We start from the raw sequence: 18,998 nt of genomic DNA, 5'->3' as shown, positions 1-18,998 counted from the left end.
ACCGCGCGAGCCACGATCCGCACTGATCCACGATCCACTGATAGGCGGCACTGCCATGGCACTCCGGGATGAACTCGGCCCGTACTTCGGCGACTTCGGCGGGCGCTACGTCCCCGAATCGCTCGTCGAGGCGCTCGACGAGTTGAGCGCCGAGTACGAGCGCACGAAGGTCGACCCCGAGTTCGCGGCCGAGCTGGCGGAGCTGCACCGCAGCTACACCGGCCGGCCCTCGATCATCACCGAGGTGCCGCGCTTCGCCGAGCACGCGGGCGGCGCGCGGATCATCCTCAAGCGCGAGGACCTCAACCACACCGGCTCGCACAAGATCAACAACGTGCTGGGCCAGGCGCTGCTGACCAAGCGCATCGGCAAGACCCGCGTGATCGCCGAGACCGGCGCCGGCCAGCACGGCGTGGCCACGGCCACCGCCGCCGCGCTCTTCGGCCTCGACTGCGTCGTCTACATGGGCGAGGTCGACACCGAGCGCCAGGCGCTCAACGTCGCCCGCATGCGCCTGCTCGGCGCCGAGGTCATCCCCGTGACGACCGGCTCGCGCACTCTCAAGGACGCGATCAACGAGGCGATGCGCGACTGGGTCACCAACGTCGGCACCACCAACTACGTCTTCGGCACCGTCGCCGGTCCGCACCCGTTCCCGGCGCTCGTCCGCGACTTCCAGAAGATCATCGGCGAGGAGGCGCGCGAGCAGGTCCTCGCCCTCACCGGCGCCCTGCCGACCGCGGTCACCGCCTGCGTCGGCGGCGGCTCCAACGCGATGGGCATCTTCCACGCGTTCCTCGACGACCCCGAGGTGAGGCTCGTCGGCTTCGAGGCCGGCGGCGAGGGGATCGACACCCCGCGCCACGCCGCGACCATCAGCAAGGGCCGCCCCGGCGTCCTGCACGGCGCCCGCAGCCTCCTGCTGCAGGACGAGGACGGCCAGACCGTCGAGTCGCACTCGATCTCGGCCGGCCTCGACTACCCGGGCATCGGTCCCGAGCACGCCTGGCTCGCCAGCATCGGCCGGGCCGACTACCGCGCGGTCACCGACTCCGCCGCGATGGACGCCCTGATGCTGCTCAGCCGCACCGAGGGGATCATCCCCGCGATCGAGTCGGCGCACGCCCTGGCCGGCACGCTGGAGCTCGGCCGCGAGCTCGGCCCCGACGCGACCATCCTGGTCAACCTCTCGGGCCGCGGGGACAAGGACATGACCACCGCCGCGCGCTACTTCGGCCTGGTCGACCAGGGCGCGGTGCAGTCGTGAGCGGCATCGGGCCGAGCGTCGCCGAGACCGTCCGCCGGCGCAACCAGGAGTCGGCGGGCGCCCTGATCGGCTACCTGCCCGCCGGCTTCCCCGACCTCGCGACGAGCATCGACGCCGCCGTCGCCCTCGCGGAGAACGGCGTCGACGCGATCGAGCTCGGCCTGCCCTACTCCGACCCGGTGATGGACGGCCCGGTCATCCAGGAGGCGACCCAGGCGGCCCTCGCCGGCGGCTTCCGCCTGCGCCACGGCTTCGACGCGGTCCGCGAGATCCGCGCGCGCGTCGACGTCCCCGTGCTCGTGATGACGTACTACAACCCCGTGCTGCAGTACGGGGTCGAGCGCTTCGCGACGGACCTCGCGGAGGCGGGCGGCTCCGGCCTGATCACGCCCGACCTCATCCCCGACGAGGGCGCCGAGTGGATCGCCGCCTCGGAGCGGCTCGGCCTCGACCGCGTCTTCCTCGCCGCTCCCTCCTCGACCGACGCGCGTCTGCGCGCGACCGTCGAGGCGAGCCGCGGCTTCGTCTACGCGGTCTCCACCATGGGCATCACCGGCGCGCGCGCCGACGTCGACCAGGCCGCCCGGACGCTCGTGGACCGACTGCGCGACGCGGGCTCCGACAGCGCCTGCGTCGGCGTCGGCGTGTCGACCGGCGATCAGGTCGCCGAGATCCTCGCCTACGCCGACGGCGCGATCGTGGGCTCGGCCCTCGTCCGCGCGCTCGCCTCGGGCGGGGTCGACGCCGTGGCGGAGACGGCACGCGGTCTGGCAGAGGGCACGCGTCCGCGAGCCTGACGCCTCCCAGTACACTCGGGATGCCCGTCGGGGCGCGGCACCGCCGCGACCGCGGGATCCCTCCTTCGAAAGGTCGACGTACCGGTGTCCGTACCGCTGAGCATCCCGAGTCCGCCCGAGGCGTGGAGTCAGTACGACTTCACGCTCTTCGATCGCGCGTTCTCGATCCACACCTACGCCGTCTGCATCCTGGTCGGCATCGTGGTCGCCACGATCATGACGAACGCCCGCCTCAAGCGCCGCGGCGCCGAGCCCTGGGTCGTCCTCGACATCATCATCTGGGCGGTGCCGCTCGGCATCATCGGCGCGCGGCTGTACCACGTGCTCACCCACCCCGGCGACTACTTCTACGCCGGCGCGGACCCCTGGGAGATCATCCGGATCTGGAACGGCGGCAACGCGATCTTCGGCGGCCTGATCGGCGGCGCCGTCGGCGCCTGGATCGGCTGCCGCTGGACGGGCGTCCGCTTCTGGACCTTCGCCGACGCCCTCGCGCCCGGCATGCTCGCCGCGCAGGCCATCGGCCGCCTCGGCAACTGGTTCAACCACGAGCTGTTCGGCCTGCCGACGACCCTGCCCTGGGGCCTCGAGATCGAGAGCAGCAACCCGGCGTTCCCGGTCGGACTGCCCGCCGGCACGCTCTTCCACCCGACCTTCCTCTACGAGATCCTCTGGAACGCCGTCGGCATCGCCGTCATCCTGCTGCTCGAGCGCCGTCTCAAGCTGCAGTGGGGCACCGTCTTCGCCGCCTACCTGATCTGGTACGGCGTCGGCCGCGTCTGGTTCGAGTCGATCCGCATCGACCCGAGCGAGTTCTTCTGGGGCATCCGCACCAACGTCTGGGCCGCCCTGATCGCGATCGTGATCGGCCTGGTCCTCGTCGTGATCCAGCGGCGCGAGCACCCCGGTCGCGAGACCTCGGCCTACCGGCCCGGTCGCGAGTGGACGCCCGCCCCGGCTGCGGTAGAATTCGAGGACGTCGAGTCCGACTCCGACGCAACCACTCCTTCTTCCGGCACCGACGCCGAGAAGTCGACGGTCTCCCGCAGCTGACGCGGTCCGCGGCACCCCCGCGGCCCCGCATCCAGCTCCCACCCCGTCCGACCGCTCCTCCGCGGCTCAGCCACAAGCGCTGCCGCGGGGGCGCGACCGCACGGCCCCGCCGACGGCGCCAGATCTCCGCACCGCGACCACCGAATGCACGGCCCTCCCGATCGGGGAGCCGCTCCTCCACCACCACACCGCGGGCCAGTGACGTCCCGATCCGCTACGACTCTCGTGAGGACGGTCCCCATGGCTCCCGTTCAGCCCTCGCCCCGCGTCCCCGCCGTGCCGTTCCTCGGCACCCCGAGTGCCCAGGGGATGTACGACCCGGCGGCCGAGAAGGACGCCTGCGGTCTCGCCATGGTCGCCACCATGCGCGGGACGGCCGGGCACGACATCATCGACGCCGCGCTGAACGCGCTGCGCAACCTCGAGCACCGCGGCGCGGTCGGCTCCGACGCCGGCACCGGCGACGGCGCGGGGATCATCACCCAGATCCCGGACGACTTCCTGCGCGCCGTCGCGGCCGTCGAGCTGCCCCCCGTCGGGCAGTACGCGGTCGGCAACGCCTTCCTGCCCGTCGACGTCTTCGAGCGCGAGCGGGTCAAGTCGACCATCGCCGAGATGGCCCGCGAGGAGAACCTCACCGTCCTCGGCTGGCGCTCCATCCCGGTGCAGCCCGACGAGATCGGCACGCTCGCCCGCGCCGCGATGCCGGCGATCGAGCAGCTCTACGTCTCGAGCGAGCTGACCGACGCCGCCGGCGTGCCGCTGGCCGGGCTCCGCCTCGACCGCCTCACCTTCCGCCTGCGCAAGCGGGTCGAGCGCGAGCTCGAGGTGTACTTCATGTCGCTCTCGAGCCGCACGCTCGTCTACAAGGGCATGGTCACGACGCTCCAGCTCGAGCCGTTCTACCCCGACCTCTCGGACGAGCGCTTCACCTCGAAGCTCGCGCTCGTGCACTCGCGCTATTCGACCAACACCTTCCCGTCCTGGCCGCTCGCGCAGCCGTTCCGGATGATCGCGCACAACGGCGAGATCAACACGGTGCAGGGCAACCGCAACTGGATGCGCGCGCGCCAGTCGCAGCTGAAGAGCGCCGAGCTCGGCGACCTCTCGCCGCTGTTCCCGATCGTCTCGACCGGCCGCAGCGACTCGGCCTCGTTCGACGAGACCGTCGAGCTGCTCACGCTGGCCGGCCGCTCGCTGCCGCACGCGATCATGATGATGGTGCCGGAGGCGTGGGAGAACCAGGCCGCCGCGATCGACCAGAAGCGCCGCGCGTTCTACGAGTACCACTCGATGCTCATGGAGCCGTGGGACGGCCCGGCCGCGATCGTCTTCACCGACGGCGACCTCGTCGGCGCGACGCTCGACCGCAACGGCCTGCGACCCGGCCGGTACGTCGTCACCGACGACGGACTCGTCGTGCTCGCCAGCGAGATCGGCGTGCTCGACATCGACCCCGCGAAGATCGTCCGCAAGGGCCGGCTCCAGCCGGGCCGGATGTTCCTGGTCGACACCGAGCAGGGCCGCATCGTCGAGGACGAGGAGATCAAGGCGCAGCTCGCCGACTCCGGTCCCTTCGACGAGTGGCTCGACAAGGGCCGGATCAACCTCAAGGACCTGCCCGAGCGCGAGCACATCGTGCACACGCCCGCATCGGTCAACCGCCGCCAGCGCACCTTCGGCTACACCGAGGAGGAGGTGCGGCTGCTGCTGCTGCCGATGGCGAAGGCCGGCGCCGAGCCGCTCGGCGCCATGGGCTCCGACACCCCGGTCGCGGTGCTCTCCAAGCGCCCGCGGCTGCTCTTCGACTACTTCACCCAGGCGTTCGCCCAGGTGACCAACCCGCCGCTCGACTCCATCCGCGAGGAGGTCGTCACCTCGCTGCGCCTCGGCCTCGGCCCGGAGCGCAACCTGCTCTCGGCCGGCGCCGAGCACGCCCGCCAGGTCGTCCTCGACTTCCCGGTGATCGACAACGACGAGCTGGCCAAGATCCAGCACATCGCGCCACGCCCGCTCAGCCACATCACCACGACGATCCGCGGCCTCTACCGCGTCGACGCCGGCCCCCGCGCCATGCAGGACCGCCTCGACGCGATGTGCGCCGAGGCCGACGAGGCGATCGCCGCCGGAGCGCAGTTCCTCGTGCTCTCGGACCGCGACTCCACCAAGGACCTCGCGCCGATCCCCTCGCTGCTGATGCTCGCCGCCGTGCACCACCACCTCATCCGCACCGAGAACCGGATGCGCGTCGGGCTGGTCGTCGAGGCCGGCGACGTCCGCGAGGTGCACCACGTCGCGACGCTGATCGGCTACGGCGCCTCCGCGGTGAACCCGTACCTCGCGATGGAGACCTGCGAGCAGCTGGTGCGCAGCGGCATGATCTCGGACCTCTCGCCCGAGAAGGCCGTCAAGAACGTGATCAAGGCGCTCGGCAAGGGCGTCCTCAAGATCATGTCCAAGATGGGCATCTCGACCGTGTCGAGCTACGCGGGCGCGCAGACCTTCGAGGCCGTCGGCCTCAGCCAGGTCTTCGTCGACCAGTACTTCACCGGCACCGCCTCCAAGCTCGGCGGCATCGGGATCGACGTCGTCGCCGAGGAGAACGCCGCACGCCACCGTGCCGCGTACCCCGAGGACGGCGCGGTCGTCGCGCACGAGCGCCTCGCGGTCGGCGGCGAGTACCAGTGGCGCCGCGACGGCGCGCCGCACCTCTTCAACCCGGACACCGTCTTCCGGCTGCAGCACTCCACGCGCAACCGCCGCTACGACGTCTTCCGCGAGTACACGAAGATGGTCGACGACCAGGCGCTCTCGCTGATGACCCTCCGCGGCATGTTCACCCTCGACACCGAGGGCCGCACGCCCGTCCCGATCGACGAGGTCGAGCCGGTCGAGTCGATCGTCAAGCGCTTCTCCACCGGGGCGATGAGCTACGGCTCCATCTCGCCGGAGGCGCACGAGACCCTCGCCATCGCGATGAACCGCCTCGGCGCCAAGTCGAACACCGGCGAGGGCGGCGAGGACACGGAGCGACTGCTCGACCCCGAGCGCCGCTCCGCGATCAAGCAGGTCGCCTCGGGCCGCTTCGGCGTCACGAGCATGTACCTGACCCACGCCGACGACATCCAGATCAAGCTCGCCCAGGGCGCGAAGCCCGGCGAGGGCGGCCAGCTGCCGCCGACCAAGGTCTACCCCTGGATCGCGCGCACCCGGCACGCGACCGCCGGCGTCGGCCTGATCTCGCCGCCGCCGCACCACGACATCTACTCGATCGAGGACCTCAAGCAGCTGATCTTCGACCTCAAGCGGGCGAACCCGAAGGCGCGCATCCACGCGAAGCTCGTCAGCCAGTCGGGCATCGGCGCGGTCGCGGCCGGCACCGCCAAGGCCCTCGCGGACGTGATCCTCGTCTCGGGCCACGACGGCGGCACCGGCGCGAGCCCCGTCAACTCGCTCAAGCACGCGGGCACCCCGTGGGAGCTCGGTCTCGCCGAGACCCAGCAGACGCTCATGCTCAACGGCATGCGCGACCGCGTCGTGGTGCAGGTCGACGGCCAGATGAAGACCGGCCGCGACGTCGTGATCGGCGCCCTGCTCGGTGCCGAGGAGTTCGGCTTCGCCACCGCCCCGCTGATCGTCGAGGGCTGCATCATGATGCGGGTCTGCCACCTCGACACCTGCCCGGTGGGCGTCGCGACGCAGAACCCGGAGCTGCGCAAGCGCTTCAACGGCAAGCCCGAGTTCGTCGTCAACTTCTTCGAGTTCATCGCCCAGGAGGTGCGCGAGTACCTCGCCCAGCTCGGCTTCCGCTCGATCGACGAGATCGTCGGCCACCGCGAGCTGCTCGACGTCAACCGCGCCATCGAGCACTGGAAGGCGAGCGGGCTCGACCTGACGCCGATCCTCGTCGGCCCGGTCTTCCGCGCCGAGGAGCCGCGCCGCCACGGCCGCGCGCAGGAGCACGAGCTGGAGAAGCACTTCGACAACGAGCTGATCCGCCTCGCCGCGAACGTCCTCGACCACCGCGGCACCGTCGTGATCGACCGCGAGATCAAGAACACCGAGCGCGCCGTCGGCACGATGCTCGGCCACGAGGTGACCGTCCGCTACGGCGAGAACGGGCTGCCGGCCGACTCCATCACGGTGAACCTCCGCGGCTCGGCCGGGCAGTCGCTCGGCGCGTTCCTGCCCGCGGGCATCACGCTGCGCCTCGAGGGCGACTCGAACGACTACGTCGGCAAGGGCCTCTCCGGCGGCCAGATCGTGGTGCGGCCCGACCGCCGCAGCACCTTCGACGCGTCAGCCAACGTCATCGCCGGCAACGTCATCGGCTACGGCGCGACCCAGGGCACGATGTTCATCCGCGGGATGGTCGGCGAGCGCTTCCTGGTCCGCAACTCCGGTGCCACGGCGGTCGTCGAGGGTGTCGGCGACCACGCGCTCGAGTACATGACCGGCGGACTCGCCGTGATCCTCGGCGCGACCGGCCGCAACCTCGGCGCGGGCATGTCGGGCGGCACCGCCTACATCCACGACCTGCGCCGCGAGCTGGTGAACCGCGACGCGATCGCCACCGGCGAGCTCACGCTCTCCGAGCTCGGCAGCGCCGACGTGGAGATCCTGCGCGACCTGCTCGAGCGGCACGTGGCCGAGACCGAGTCCACCCTGGCCCAGGGCATGCTCGACGATTTCGACGGAACCGTCTCGCGTTTCGTCAAGGTACTGCCCCGCGACTTCGCCGCGGTGCTCGCGACGCGAGCATCCGCTGTGGAGGAGGGGCTCGACCCCGACGGCGACGTCGTCTGGGGACGGATTCTGGAGGTGACCGGTGGCTGATCCCAAGGGATTCCTGAAGGTGCAGGACCGGGAGCTGCCCAAGCGGCGCCCGGTGTCCGTGCGGCTGATGGACTGGAAAGAGGTGTACGAGCAGGGCGACACCGCCGTGCTGCGCCGGCAAGCCGGCCGCTGCATGGACTGCGGCATCCCGTTCTGCCACAAGGGCTGCCCGCTCGGGAACCTGATCCCCGAGTGGAACGACCTGATGTGGCGCGGCGAGGGCCGCCAGGCGATCGAGCGCCTGCACGCGACCAACAACTTCCCGGAGTTCACCGGCCGCCTGTGCCCCGCGCCCTGCGAGTCGTCCTGCGTGCTCGGCATCAACCAGCCCGCGGTCACGATCAAGCAGATCGAGGTCTCGATCATCGATCAGGCCTTCGGCAACGACTGGGTGCAGCCGCACCCGCCGGAGCGCCTCACCGGCAAGACGGTCGCCGTCGTCGGCTCCGGCCCCGCCGGTCTCGCCGCCGCCCAGCAGCTCACCCGCGCCGGGCACACCGTCGCGGTCTACGAGCGCGACGACCGCATCGGCGGCCTGCTGCGCTACGGCATCCCCGACTTCAAGATGGAGAAGAAGCACCTCGAGCTGCGGCTGAACCAGATGAAGGCCGAGGGCACCCGCTTCCGCGCCGGCGTCGACATCGGCACCGACATCACCTGGGACGACCTGCGCGCGCGCTACGACGCCGTCGTGGTCGCGACCGGCGCGATGGTGCCGCGCGACCTGCCGATCCCCGGCCGCGACCTGGCCGGCGTGCACTTCGCGATGGAGTACCTGGTGCAGTCGAACCACGCCATCGCGGGCGACCGCGTCTTCGAGCAGATCTCGGCCGAGGGCAAGCACGTCGTCGTCCTCGGCGGCGGCGACACCGGAGCAGACTGCATCGGCACCGCGCACCGCCAGAAGGCCGCCTCGGTCACCAACCTCGCGATCGGCACCCAGCCGCCGTCGCAGCGTCCGGACAGCCAGCCCTGGCCGATGGACCCGACGGTCTTCGAGATCGCCAGCGCGCACGAGGAGGGCGGGGAGCGCGTGTTCCTCGCCTCCACCGTCGAGTTCCTCGCGAACGAGGTCGGCGAGGTCCGCGCGGTGCGTGTGGCCGAGACCGAGTACCTCGACGGACGCCGCGTGCCCAAGGCGGGCACCGAGCGGGAGATCCCGGCCGACCTGGTCCTCCTGGCCCTGGGCTTCACCGGCCCGGAGTCGGAGCACCTCGCCGGTCAGCTCGAGGTGCCCTTCACCGACCGCGGCAACGTGGTCCGCGGCGACCGCTTCGAGACCAGCGTCCCGGGCGTCTTCGTCGCCGGGGACGCCGGCCGCGGCCAGTCGCTCATCGTCTGGGCGATCGCCGAGGGCCGCTCCGTCGCGGCCGAGATCGACCGCTACCTCGAAGGCACCACCCAGCTGCCCGCGCCCGTCGGGCCCAACGACCGGGGCTTCACGCTCTAGTCCCACGGACGCGATAGTCTTCGCGCGCCAGCTTCACAGCTCACCCTCCCCGCTATCGACGCGCCCCCGGGCGCAGAACAACGGAGCACCCCCTCAATGAGACGAGCGAAAATCGTCGCCACCCTCGGCCCGGCAACGTCGTCGTACGAGACCATTCGTGCGATCATCGACGCCGGCGTGGACGTGGCCCGCATGAACCTCAGCCACGGCAGCTACGACGTCCACGAGGGCGTCTACCGCCTCGTGCGCAAGGCGGCCGAGGACTCCGGTCGCGCCGTCGCGATCATGGTCGACCTGCAGGGTCCCAAGATCCGCCTCGGCAAGTTCGAGGGCGGCCCGTACCCCCTCGCCGAGGGCGACGTCTTCACCATCACCACCGAGGACGTCCTCGGCACCAAGGAGCTCTCGGGCACCACGTTCAAGGGCCTGCCCGATGACGTGAACCCGGGCGACATGCTCCTGATCGACGACGGCAAGGTCGCGGTCCGCGTCACCGCCGTCGAGGGCCCCCGCGTCATCACCGAGTGCGTCGTCCCCGGCAACATCTCGAACAACAAGGGCATCAACCTGCCCGGCGTCGCGGTCAACGTGCCCGCGCTGTCGCAGAAGGACGAGGACGACCTCCGCTGGGCGATCCGCCTCGGCGCCGACATCATCGCGCTGTCCTTCGTGCGCAACGCGAGCGACATCGTCCGCGTGCACGAGATCATGGCGGAGGAGGGCCGCAAGGCTCCCGTCATCGCCAAGATCGAGAAGCCGCAGGCGGTCGACAACCTGCAGGAGATCATCGACGTCTTCGACGGCATCATGGTCGCCCGCGGCGACCTCGGCGTCGAGCTGCCCCTCGAGGCCGTCCCGATCGTGCAGAAGCACGCCGTCGAGCTCGCCCGCCGCTGGGCCAAGCCCGTCATCGTCGCCACCCAGATGCTCGAGTCGATGATCGAGAGCCCGCGCCCCACCCGCGCCGAGGCCTCCGACGTCGCGAACGCCATCCTCGACGGAGCCGACGCGGTCATGCTCTCCGGCGAGACCAGCGTCGGCGCCTGGCCGGTCGTCACCGTCCAGACCATGGCCCGCATCGTCGAGTCCACCGAGGAGCACGGCCTCGAGCGGATCCCCCCGCTCGGCAGCAAGCCGCGCACCCAGGGCGGCTCCGTCACCCTCGCCGCCGCCGAGGTCGCCGAGTTCGTCGAGGCCAAGTTCCTCTGCGTCTTCACCGAGTCCGGCGACTCCGTCCGCCGCATGACCCGCCTGCGCCACGGCATCCCGATCATCGGCTTCACCCCCGAGCCCTCGGTCCGCCGACGCATGGCACTCAACTGGGGCGTCCAGTCCTACGTCACGCCCCGCGTGAACCACACGGACGCGATGTTCGCCCAGGTCGACGCCGTCCTCCTCCGCGAGAACCTCGCGAAGGCCGGCGACACCGTCGTCGTCGTCTCCGGATCGCCCCCCGGACGCGCCGGCACCACCAACGACATGCGCGTGCACGTCGTCGGCTCCTCCAGCTCCTCCGAGCCGGTGGAGAACTGGGACCACTGAGTCTCTGCAGAAGGGCCCGGTCGCTGTCGCGGCCGGGCCCTTCTGCGACGGACTCCTCGTTCCTCGTCGTCCGTCGGCGGTCGGCTTCGCGACGGGGTGCGCTGGTGGGAGCCGGTCGCGTTCCGGGTACGACGATCCGCTGGCACGCGGATCGCCGGTGACCCTGCGGAGCCGCGGCCGGTCTGCCGGGGTGGCGGCCCTTCGGGCGCCACGCTTCCGAACTCGGGGCGCCGCTCCCGCTCCCGCTGGTCGAGCAGCCGCGCAGCGTCCCCTTCAGAGGGCCGCGCCATCCATGCTGGTCGAGTAGCCGCGCAGAGGCGTATCGAGACCCACGCTCGCCAGCGCGTCGGGTGCAAGGGCCGCGGCCCCTTCGGGGCGCGAGCCACTCCAGACCACCCTGGCCGAGCATGCGCAGTGGCCCCTTCAGAGGGCCGTGCCTTCCATGCTGGTCGAGTAGCCGCGCAGCGGCGTATCGAGACCCGGCGTCGTCAGCAGGGCGGGTCTGCAGACTGGTCTTCGGGCGCGGGTGGATCCACTGGGAAGAGACGCCCGCGGACATGCTGGTCGAGTAGCCCCGCAGGGGCGTATCGAGACCCACCACCGCAGGGGCGTCGCCGCCGGTCCGGGGGCGGCTGCGGGCCGCGCTAGCGTGGGGGGATGCGACTCGGCGTGCTCGACATCGGCTCCAACACGGTCCATCTGCTGCTCGTCGATGCGCACCCGGGGGCGCGGCCCGTGCCGTACCGGTCGCACAAGCGCAGCCTCGCGCTGGTGGCCTACCTCGACGCGGAGGGCGACATCACCGAGGAGGGGCAGCGCGAGCTGATCTCCTTCGTCGCGGAGGCGCACGAGGTCGCCCGCCGCCACCGCGCGGAGGACCTGCTCGCCTTCGCCACCTCCGCGATCCGCGAGGCCGGGAACGGCGCCGCCGTGCTCGAGCGCGTCCGCACCGAGACCGGCGTGCACCTCCAGGAGCTCGGCGGCGAGGCCGAGGCGTCCGCGACCTTCCTCGCCGTGCGCCGCTGGTTCGGCTGGGGCGCCGGCTCGATCCTCGACCTCGACATCGGCGGCGGCTCCTTCGAGCTGTCGATGGGCGTCGACGAGGTGCCCGAGCTCGCCGTCTCGGTGCCGCTCGGCGCCGGCCGCGTCACTCGCGACCTCCTCGACGGCGACCCGGCGTCGGCCACCAGCGTGAAGGCGGCCCGCAAGCACGCCCGCGAGGTGCTCGCCGAGCCCGTCCGCGCCTTCCTCGCCCTCGGCACCCCCGACCTCGTCGCCGGCACGTCGAAGACCTTCCGCTCGCTGGCCCGGATCGCCGGCGCCGCTCCCAGCGCCGCCGGCCCGCTCGCGCGCCGCGAGCTGCACTTGGTCGACCTGCGGCTCTGGTCCTCCCGGCTCGCCGCGATCAGCGCGGCCGACCGCTCGGCGCTCCCGGGCGTCTCCACCCTCCGCGCCCCGCAGCTGCTGGCCGGTGCGCTCGTCGCCGAGGCCGCCATGGAGGCGCTGCACGTCGAGACGCTCGTGATCTGCCCGTGGGCGACCCGCGAGGGGCTGATCATCCGCCGCTTCGAGCTCCTCGACGCGCAGCTGCAGCGGGACGAGCCTCAGCTGAGCGTGATGCTGTAGGAGAACGCGCGCTGCTCGCCCGGCGCGAGCACGAACTGCCGCGGCTTGTCGACGATGTCGCCGTCCCAGCCCTCCGGAGTCGGGACGCTCCGCCACGGCTCGATGCAGACGAACGGCGCGCCGACCGGCTTCCAGACGCCGACGACGTCGAAGTCGCCGGTGTCGACCGCGATGGAGCGCGCGCCGTCGGCCTCGAGGGTCAGCGTGCGGCGGCGCGGCTCGTCGAAGATCAGCACGCCCTCCTCGAAGTGCTCGTCGTCCACCGTGAGCACGCCGTCCTCGAGCGGCGCCGGGTGGCGCTCGTCGACGAGGAGGTTCTCGGGAGCCCGGCGGAAGCCCTCCGGCTCGGCCTGCGCGAAGCGGATCCGGTGCTCGCCCGACGCTCCGGGCAGCGGCAGCGCGAAGGCCGGGTGGTTGCCGACCGAGGCGCCCAGCGGCTCCGTGCCGCGGTTCTCGACGGTCTGCGTGATCCGCAGGGTCGCTCCCGTCACCGCGTAGGCGATCAGCAGCGACCAGTCGAAGGGGAACACCGCGCGGGTCGCGTCGTCGCTGCGCAGCCGGAAGACGGCCTCGTCGCCGCCCACGCCGGCCAGCTCGAAGACCCGGTCGCGCGCGAAGCCGTGCTGACCCATCGGGTGGTCCCGTCCGTCGTGGTGCAGGGTGTCGCCCGGCAGCCGCCCGATGATGGGGAAGAGCACGGGAGCGTGCCGGCGCCACTCCGGGCCGGCCTGCCAGAGGTACTCGCGGTTCTCGCCGTCGCGGAGCGAGGTCATCTCGGCGCCCGCGGTCGTGAGCGCCACGCGCAGCTCGTCGCTGCCGATCGCGAGGACGGTGGGGTCGGGGGAGTCGTTGCTGCTCATCCTCCGATTCTGCCGCTGACCCGGGCGGCGCGCAGTCCCGTCCCGCCTCGGCGCGGGATCGGTGTCCGACCGGCGTGACAGCATGGGGCGATGCCTCCCGAGAAGTCCGCCGCCTCCTGGCGCGCCCGCGTGGGCGAGCTCAGCGGCGGCGACCCCGGCGAGGCGTCTCCGGTGCTCACGCCCATCGGCCTGCAGTTCGAGCTGCGCCGCCTCGTCCGCCGCGCCGACGACCCGTGGCGCGCCCCGGCGAGCGAGCGCGTCACCGCCGCGACGTACGACCCCGCCGAGCGCGAGGAGCACCGCCTCGCCACCCGCCCGGTCGTTCCCGGTCGCGGCGGCGCCTGGAACCGCTCGACCCTCACCTGGAAGTCGCTGAACTTCCAGACCCACCGGCTCTCCCTCGACCCCGGGCACCAGCGCTGGTTCGCCGAGTTCGCCGCGCTGCACCGGGCCACCCGCACCGTGCACCTCGGTCAGGACCCGGACTGGATCCACCTCGACGACTACGAGAGCCCACTGCTCTGGCGGCTGCTCGAGCAGGCCGAGGGCCTGCGCATCCCGCTGCTCACCACCGGCGCGGGCACGGTCTCCCGCGCCGCCGCCGCGCACGTCGCGCTCGTGGTCGCCGACCGCGCGGGCGCCCTCGAGCTCGCCCCGGTCCTCCGGCTCGATGTCGGCGAGCGTCCGCTCGAGGCCGCGCGGCCGGTCGCCCGCCACGGCGTCTACCTGGTGGAGTCCGGCGATCCGACGGCGCTGCTGCTCGCGCCGACCCCGCAGCCGCTCGACGACGAGGAGCTGCGGCTGCTGCGCCATCCGGAGGCGACCAGCGTGCCCGCCGAGGACGTCGCCGAGTTCCTGGAGGAGCACCTGCCGACCCTGCGCGGCCGCGTGGCGGTGCGGGGCGCGGACGCCGGCGTGGAGCTCGACGAGCCCGAGCCGCCGCGGCTGGTCTGCACCGTCTCGTTCGAGCCGCGCCGCGTGGTCCGGGTCGGCTGGCACTGGCGGCGGAGCGCGGACCGCGCCCGGGAGCTCGACGGCACGGGCGACGACGCGCTCGAGGCCGCGATCCTGCGGCGCGCCCGCACCGTCCTGGCGGCGGCGCAGTCGGACGTCGTCGCGGACGTCGACCGGCCGGCTGTCCTGCGCGGGGCCGCGGCGGCGGTCTTCGTCGTCGAGCAGCTGCCGCTCCTCGGCGAGGTCGGCGGCGTGCGGATCGAGCGCGAGGGGAAGCAGCCGGACTACCGCCTCCTCAACGGGCCGCTCACGCTCACCCTCACCGCCGTCGACACCGAGAGCGCGGACTGGTTCGACCTCGGCGTCGTCGTCACGATCGGCGACGCGAGCGTGCCGTTCGGCCCGCTGTTCCGAGCGCTCGCGAGCGGCGGCGACCGGATCCGGCTCGTCGACCACTCGTACCTCTCGCTCGCGCATCCGGGGCTCGACCGGCTCCGCGAGCTGCTGAACCGTGCGGACGAGCTGGAGGAGTGGGAGACCGGCCCGCGGATCGGCCGGCACCAGACCGCGCTCTGGGAGGAGCTGGACGAGCTCGCCGACGCGAGCGTCGCCTCCGACGCCTGGAAGGACGTGCTCGAGAGCGCGCTGGCCGCGGGTGCGCCCGTCGACGTCGAGCCGCCGGCCGGCCTCACCGGCGAGCTGCGCTCGTACCAGCGCGAGGGCTACTCCTGGCTCGTGCACCGCCGCCGGCACGGTCTCGGCGGGATCCTCGCCGACGACATGGGGCTGGGCAAGACCCTGCAGACCCTCGCGATGATGCTGCAGGCGGTCGAGGAGGTGCGGGCCGCAGGAGTCCGCGCGGCGCCGTTCCTCGTGGTCGCGCCGACCTCGGTGCTGCCCGGCTGGCTCTCGGAGGCCGCCCGCTTCGCGCCGTCCCTCCGGCTCGCGGCCGTGACCAGCACGCGCGAGGGGCGGGGCGACACCCTCGCCGCACTGCCCGCCGACGTGGACGTCGTCGTCACCAGCTACGCCGTGCTCCGTCTGGCCGGGGAGCAGTGGGCCGAGCGGGAGTGGTCGGCCCTCGTCCTCGACGAGGCGCAGTTCGTGAAGAACCCGTCCTCGCAGGCGCACCAGGCGGCCCGGAGCGTGGGCGCGCCGATCACTCTCGCCCTCACCGGCACGCCGCTCGAGAACTCGCTCGACGAGCTGTGGGCGGTCCTCGCGCTGACCGCGCCCGGCCTCCTGCCGTCGCTGCGGCGCTTCCGGGAGGAGTTCACCCGACCGATCCTGCACGCCGACGAGCCCGTCGGCATCGCCTCGCCGGACCTGTCGGAGGGGCGGACGGTCTCGCAGTCCGAGGGAGCGCGACGGCGCCTCGACCGGCTGCGGCGCCGGATCCGCCCGTTCCTGCTGCGCCGGACGAAGGAGGCGGTGGCACCCGAGCTGCCCGAGAAGCAGGAGCAGACCCTCGAGGTCACCCTCGCTCCGAGCCACCGCGTGCTCTACGACGGCTACCTGCAGCGCGAGCGGCGGAAGCTCCTCGGGCTCGTCGACGACCTCGACCGCCAGCGCTTCACCGTGTTCCGCTCGCTCACGCTGCTCCGCTTGCTCGCCCTGGACGCCTCGCTGGTCGATCCCGCGTACCGGCACGTGCCCTCCGCCAAGCTCGACGCGCTGCTCGAGCAGCTCGACGACGTGCTGGCCGAGGGGCGCCGAGCGCTCGTCTTCAGCACCTTCACCTCGTACCTCGAGAAGGCGGCCGAGCGGCTGCGCCGGCGGGGGATCCCGTTCGTGCAGCTCGACGGCTCCACCCGCGACCGGGGTGCGGTGATCGACGAGTTCCGCTCGGGCGCCGCGCCGGTCTTCCTGATCAGCCTGAAGGCGGGTGGCACGGGACTCACTCTGACCGAGGCCGACCACGTCTTCATCCTCGACCCCTGGTGGAACCCGGCGGCCGAGGCGCAGGCGGTCGACCGCGCGCACCGGATCGGGCAGGAGCGCCGGGTCAACGTCTACCGGCTGGTGGCGAAGGACACGATCGAGGAGAAGATCGTGCGGCTGAAGGAGCGCAAGGCGCGCCTGAGCACCGCCGTGCTCGACGAGGGCGAGCTCTACGCTCAGGCGCTGACCGCGGACGACCTGCGGGAGCTGCTGGGGGAGTGAGGCGGGTCCGGCACCCCGGCGTGATCCGAGGACCTCGGACGAGCCCGGCGGCCCTGGCGCCTCATGCCCTGTAGCACCCCTGACGGAGTGAGGGAAGAGACGGTCGCACCCAGGATCCGAGCGCAGACTCGATGGATGAGTCGACGCCGTCCCCGCCCCCGCCCCGACTGGGTCGCCGCCCTCGAGACGGGCGACGACGCGGGCCTCTTCGGCCCCGGCAGCGCCGTCTGGGCCGTCAACGGCGCGATGCCGACGATGGTCGCCGGCGTTCGAGCCCTCCTGATGCAGACGCTGCACGCGGGCGCGATGGCCGGCGTGCACGACCACTCCCGGTACCGCGAGGACCCGATGGGCCGCCTCGACAACACGGTGCGCTGGGTGCTGACCACCAGCTTCGGCGACACCGCCACCGCCTCCGGAGCCGCCCGCTGGGTGACCGGCGTGCACGAGCGGATCGTCGGCACCTATCAGGACGCCGCCGACGTCGAGCGGCACTACTCCGCGCAGGATCCGCGGCTGCTGCTCTGGGTGCACGACGCGTTCACCGACGCCTTCCTCGGCTCGCACCGGCTGTGGGGCGGCCCGATCCCGGGCGGCCCCGACGCCTACGTCCGCGAGTGGGCCGCGTCCGGCCGCCTGCTCGGCGTCGAGAACCCGCCCGAGAGCGTCGCCGAGCTCCGCGAGCAGCTGGCCGGGTTCGCCGGTGAGCTCCGCCCGGACGAGCGCGTGCACGAGGCGGTCGACTTCCTCCGCCGGGTGAAGCTGCCCGGCGAGGCCGGAGTGGTCTACCCGCTGCTGTTCGCCGGCGCCACCGCCTCGCTGTCGCCCGAGGTGCGCCGCCTGCTGGGCCTGCGCCGCCCGTGGTGGCCGGCGATCACCGCGACCCGCCTGCTGCTGCGCTCCCTCGAGCTGTACCTCGGCCGTGTCTCGCCCAGCGAGCGCGCCGCCCGCACCCGGCTCGGCCGCCTCGTCGCGACCCGCACCGCCGCGAGCTGACCGCGGGCGCAGGCTCAACGGCCCCTCCGCGCCTCCGGCTCGCGGAATCGCCTCCGGCTCGTCGGATCTGCTCGACCCTGCGTGCCGGGCGGGTTCTGCGTGCCGGAGGCGATGCGACGGGAGTCCTCGCGAGCCGGACGCAGCCGCCGCGCCAGTTCTCCGCGCTTTCCGAACACCTGTCCGGGAAGTGGTAGACTGACGGAGATGTCTTCCGCTCGAGCCGCCTCCCCGCACGGGGCGGCGGCACCCTCCGGGCCCGCGTCGGCCGACCCTCGGGCGCGCCGCACCCGCCGCCGGGTGTTCGACGCCGTCGAGCGGCTGGTCATGCAGACGGACGGCGGCCGCGCCGAGGGCATCGCCGTCAGCGACATCGTCCGCGAGGCCGGCATCAGCCGCAGCTCCTTCTACGCGCACTTCGAGGACGCGTCGGCGGTCGCCTCCGCCCTGCTCCGCGAGGACCTCGTCGTCGCGGACGTCTCCGCACCCGATCTGCAGGACGAGTCCGGTGCGCAGGCCCTCCGGCGCGGTTACATCCGCCTGGTCGACCGGCTCGTCGACCGGCACGCCTTCCACGCCCGCCTCCGTGCCCGCGCCTCCGCTCGCGTCGCGTCCGACGACGCAGTCCTCGACACCGTGCTCGCCCTGCACCGCGCGGTGCTCGCCCGCGTCGACGCCCCCGCCGGCACCGACCCCGAGCTGACCGCCGTCTTCGCGGCCGGCGGCGTGCTCGCCGTGGTCGGCGCCTGGCTCGCGGGCGGCCTGGACGGCACCGACGAGGAGCTCGTCGAGCAGCTCGTCGCCCTCCTCCCGCCCTGGCTCGCCGACGCGCCGCTGCGGACCCCCGCTTCCTCCTCACCACCACTACGCCCCACGATGAAAGGCACGACATGATGACATTCGAGGTCGGCGAGACCCTGGTCTACCCGCACCACGGAGCGGTGACGATCACCGGGCTCGAGAAGCGCTCGGTCAAGGGCGTCGAGAAGACGTTCATGACGATGAACGTGCACACCAGCGAGCTCACGATCACCCTGCCCGTCGAGAACGCCGAGCTCGTCGGCGTGCGCGAGATCATCGACGACGCCGGTGTGCAGGCCGTCTACGACGTGCTCCGCAGCGACGTGGCCGAGGAGGCCAGCAACTGGTCGCGCCGGTTCAAGGCCAACCAGGAGAAGATGGCCAGCGGCAGCGTCTACCGCGTCAGCGAGGTCGTCCGCGACCTGTGGCGCCGCGAGCAGGCCGGCGGAGTCTCGGCCGGCGAGAAGCGCATGCTGCTGAAGGCCCGCCAGATCCTGGTCTCCGAGCTCTCGCTCGCGCTGAAGGCCACCGACGAGGAGGCCTCCGCGAAGCTCGACGAGGTCCTCGCCTCGGCGATCTGATCCCCACCGACGGCGCGTCCACCCTCCGGGGCGGGCGCGCCGTCGGCGTCTCCGGCTCCGTGGACCCCGCCGCTC

Annotated in this window: 12 protein-coding genes; 11 read left to right on the top strand and 1 reads right to left on the bottom strand. The window is 72.6% G+C overall.

Features of this window, described 5'->3' with window-relative positions; all coding sequences use genetic code 11:
• The first annotated feature begins 55 nt into the window (after positions 1-55).
• The 7 genes from trpB to GTU73_RS12080 all read left to right on the top strand — a co-directional run bounded on the left by trpB (position 56) and on the right by GTU73_RS12080 (position 12,571).
• Positions 56-1,267: a tryptophan synthase subunit beta gene (trpB, locus tag GTU73_RS12110; RefSeq protein ID WP_160089822.1), complete on the top strand. Its 1,212-nt coding sequence runs from the start codon at positions 56-58 to the stop codon at positions 1,265-1,267.
• Positions 1,264-2,064, top strand: coding sequence for a tryptophan synthase subunit alpha (trpA, locus tag GTU73_RS12105; protein WP_160089820.1), 801 nt, complete (start codon positions 1,264-1,266; stop codon positions 2,062-2,064). Before trpB ends, trpA begins: the two co-directional genes overlap by 4 nt.
• Positions 2,065-2,166: 102 nt before the next feature.
• On the top strand, positions 2,167-3,117 hold the full coding sequence (gene lgt / locus GTU73_RS12100) for a prolipoprotein diacylglyceryl transferase (RefSeq protein WP_244231848.1): 951 nt from the start codon (positions 2,167-2,169) through the stop codon (positions 3,115-3,117).
• 309 nt (positions 3,118-3,426) lie between these two features.
• Complete coding sequence (gene gltB, locus GTU73_RS12095) at positions 3,427-7,953, top strand: glutamate synthase large subunit (protein WP_244231847.1); 4,527 nt, start codon at positions 3,427-3,429, stop codon at positions 7,951-7,953.
• Positions 7,946-9,403 (top strand): glutamate synthase subunit beta, encoded by a 1,458-nt coding sequence (locus GTU73_RS12090; RefSeq protein WP_160089816.1) that lies wholly within the window; start codon positions 7,946-7,948, stop codon positions 9,401-9,403. The genes gltB and GTU73_RS12090 overlap by 8 nt, the downstream gene beginning before the upstream one ends.
• Before the next feature lie 96 nt (positions 9,404-9,499).
• Positions 9,500-10,945, top strand: coding sequence for a pyruvate kinase (gene pyk / locus GTU73_RS12085; protein WP_160089814.1), 1,446 nt, complete (start codon positions 9,500-9,502; stop codon positions 10,943-10,945).
• A gap of 657 nt (positions 10,946-11,602) precedes the next feature.
• On the top strand, positions 11,603-12,571 hold the full coding sequence (locus tag GTU73_RS12080) for a Ppx/GppA family phosphatase (protein ID WP_160089812.1): 969 nt from the start codon (positions 11,603-11,605) through the stop codon (positions 12,569-12,571).
• Here the strand turns inward: GTU73_RS12080 and GTU73_RS12075 are convergent.
• Positions 12,550-13,431: an aldose 1-epimerase family protein gene (locus GTU73_RS12075; RefSeq protein ID WP_160089810.1), complete on the bottom strand. Its 882-nt coding sequence runs from the start codon at positions 13,429-13,431 to the stop codon at positions 12,550-12,552. The two genes, GTU73_RS12080 and GTU73_RS12075, sit on opposite strands and share 22 nt — an antisense overlap.
• A gap of 90 nt (positions 13,432-13,521) precedes the next feature.
• Between GTU73_RS12075 and GTU73_RS12070 the strand changes: the two genes are divergently transcribed.
• The 4 genes from GTU73_RS12070 (at position 13,522) to GTU73_RS12055 (ending at position 18,923) form a co-directional block, all read left to right on the top strand.
• Complete coding sequence (locus GTU73_RS12070; RefSeq protein WP_160089808.1) at positions 13,522-16,548, top strand: DEAD/DEAH box helicase; 3,027 nt, start codon at positions 13,522-13,524, stop codon at positions 16,546-16,548.
• 135 nt (positions 16,549-16,683) lie between these two features.
• Positions 16,684-17,544, top strand: coding sequence for an oxygenase MpaB family protein (locus GTU73_RS12065; protein WP_160089806.1), 861 nt, complete (start codon positions 16,684-16,686; stop codon positions 17,542-17,544).
• A 204-nt stretch (positions 17,545-17,748) separates the two neighbouring features.
• On the top strand, positions 17,749-18,435 hold the full coding sequence (locus GTU73_RS12060; protein WP_160089804.1) for a TetR/AcrR family transcriptional regulator: 687 nt from the start codon (positions 17,749-17,751) through the stop codon (positions 18,433-18,435).
• Complete coding sequence (locus tag GTU73_RS12055; protein WP_123446565.1) at positions 18,435-18,923, top strand: CarD family transcriptional regulator; 489 nt, start codon at positions 18,435-18,437, stop codon at positions 18,921-18,923. The genes GTU73_RS12060 and GTU73_RS12055 overlap by 1 nt, the downstream gene beginning before the upstream one ends.
• The last annotated feature ends 75 nt before the right edge of the window (positions 18,924-18,998 follow it).

The organism is Rathayibacter sp. VKM Ac-2804 (assembly GCF_009866655.1).
Classification (GTDB): domain Bacteria; phylum Actinomycetota; class Actinomycetes; order Actinomycetales; family Microbacteriaceae; genus Rathayibacter.
The sequence above is the reverse complement of the archived record's forward strand: the minus strand, read 5'-3'. Positions and strand labels throughout refer to the sequence as shown.

Coding starts and splice junctions, on each gene's coding strand:
- GTU73_RS12065 (WP_160089806.1), top strand. CDS start 16,684: ATGAGTCGACGCCGTCCCCGCCCCCGCCCCGACTGGGTCGCCGCCCTC.
- GTU73_RS12070 (WP_160089808.1), top strand. CDS start 13,522: ATGCCTCCCGAGAAGTCCGCCGCCTCCTGGCGCGCCCGCGTGGGCGAG.
- gltB (WP_244231847.1), top strand. CDS start 3,427: ATGTACGACCCGGCGGCCGAGAAGGACGCCTGCGGTCTCGCCATGGTC.
- trpB (WP_160089822.1), top strand. CDS start 56: ATGGCACTCCGGGATGAACTCGGCCCGTACTTCGGCGACTTCGGCGGG.
- GTU73_RS12075 (WP_160089810.1), bottom strand. CDS start 13,431: ATGAGCAGCAACGACTCCCCCGACCCCACCGTCCTCGCGATCGGCAGC.
- pyk (WP_160089814.1), top strand. CDS start 9,500: ATGAGACGAGCGAAAATCGTCGCCACCCTCGGCCCGGCAACGTCGTCG.
- GTU73_RS12080 (WP_160089812.1), top strand. CDS start 11,603: ATGCGACTCGGCGTGCTCGACATCGGCTCCAACACGGTCCATCTGCTG.
- GTU73_RS12055 (WP_123446565.1), top strand. CDS start 18,435: ATGACATTCGAGGTCGGCGAGACCCTGGTCTACCCGCACCACGGAGCG.
- GTU73_RS12060 (WP_160089804.1), top strand. CDS start 17,749: ATGTCTTCCGCTCGAGCCGCCTCCCCGCACGGGGCGGCGGCACCCTCC.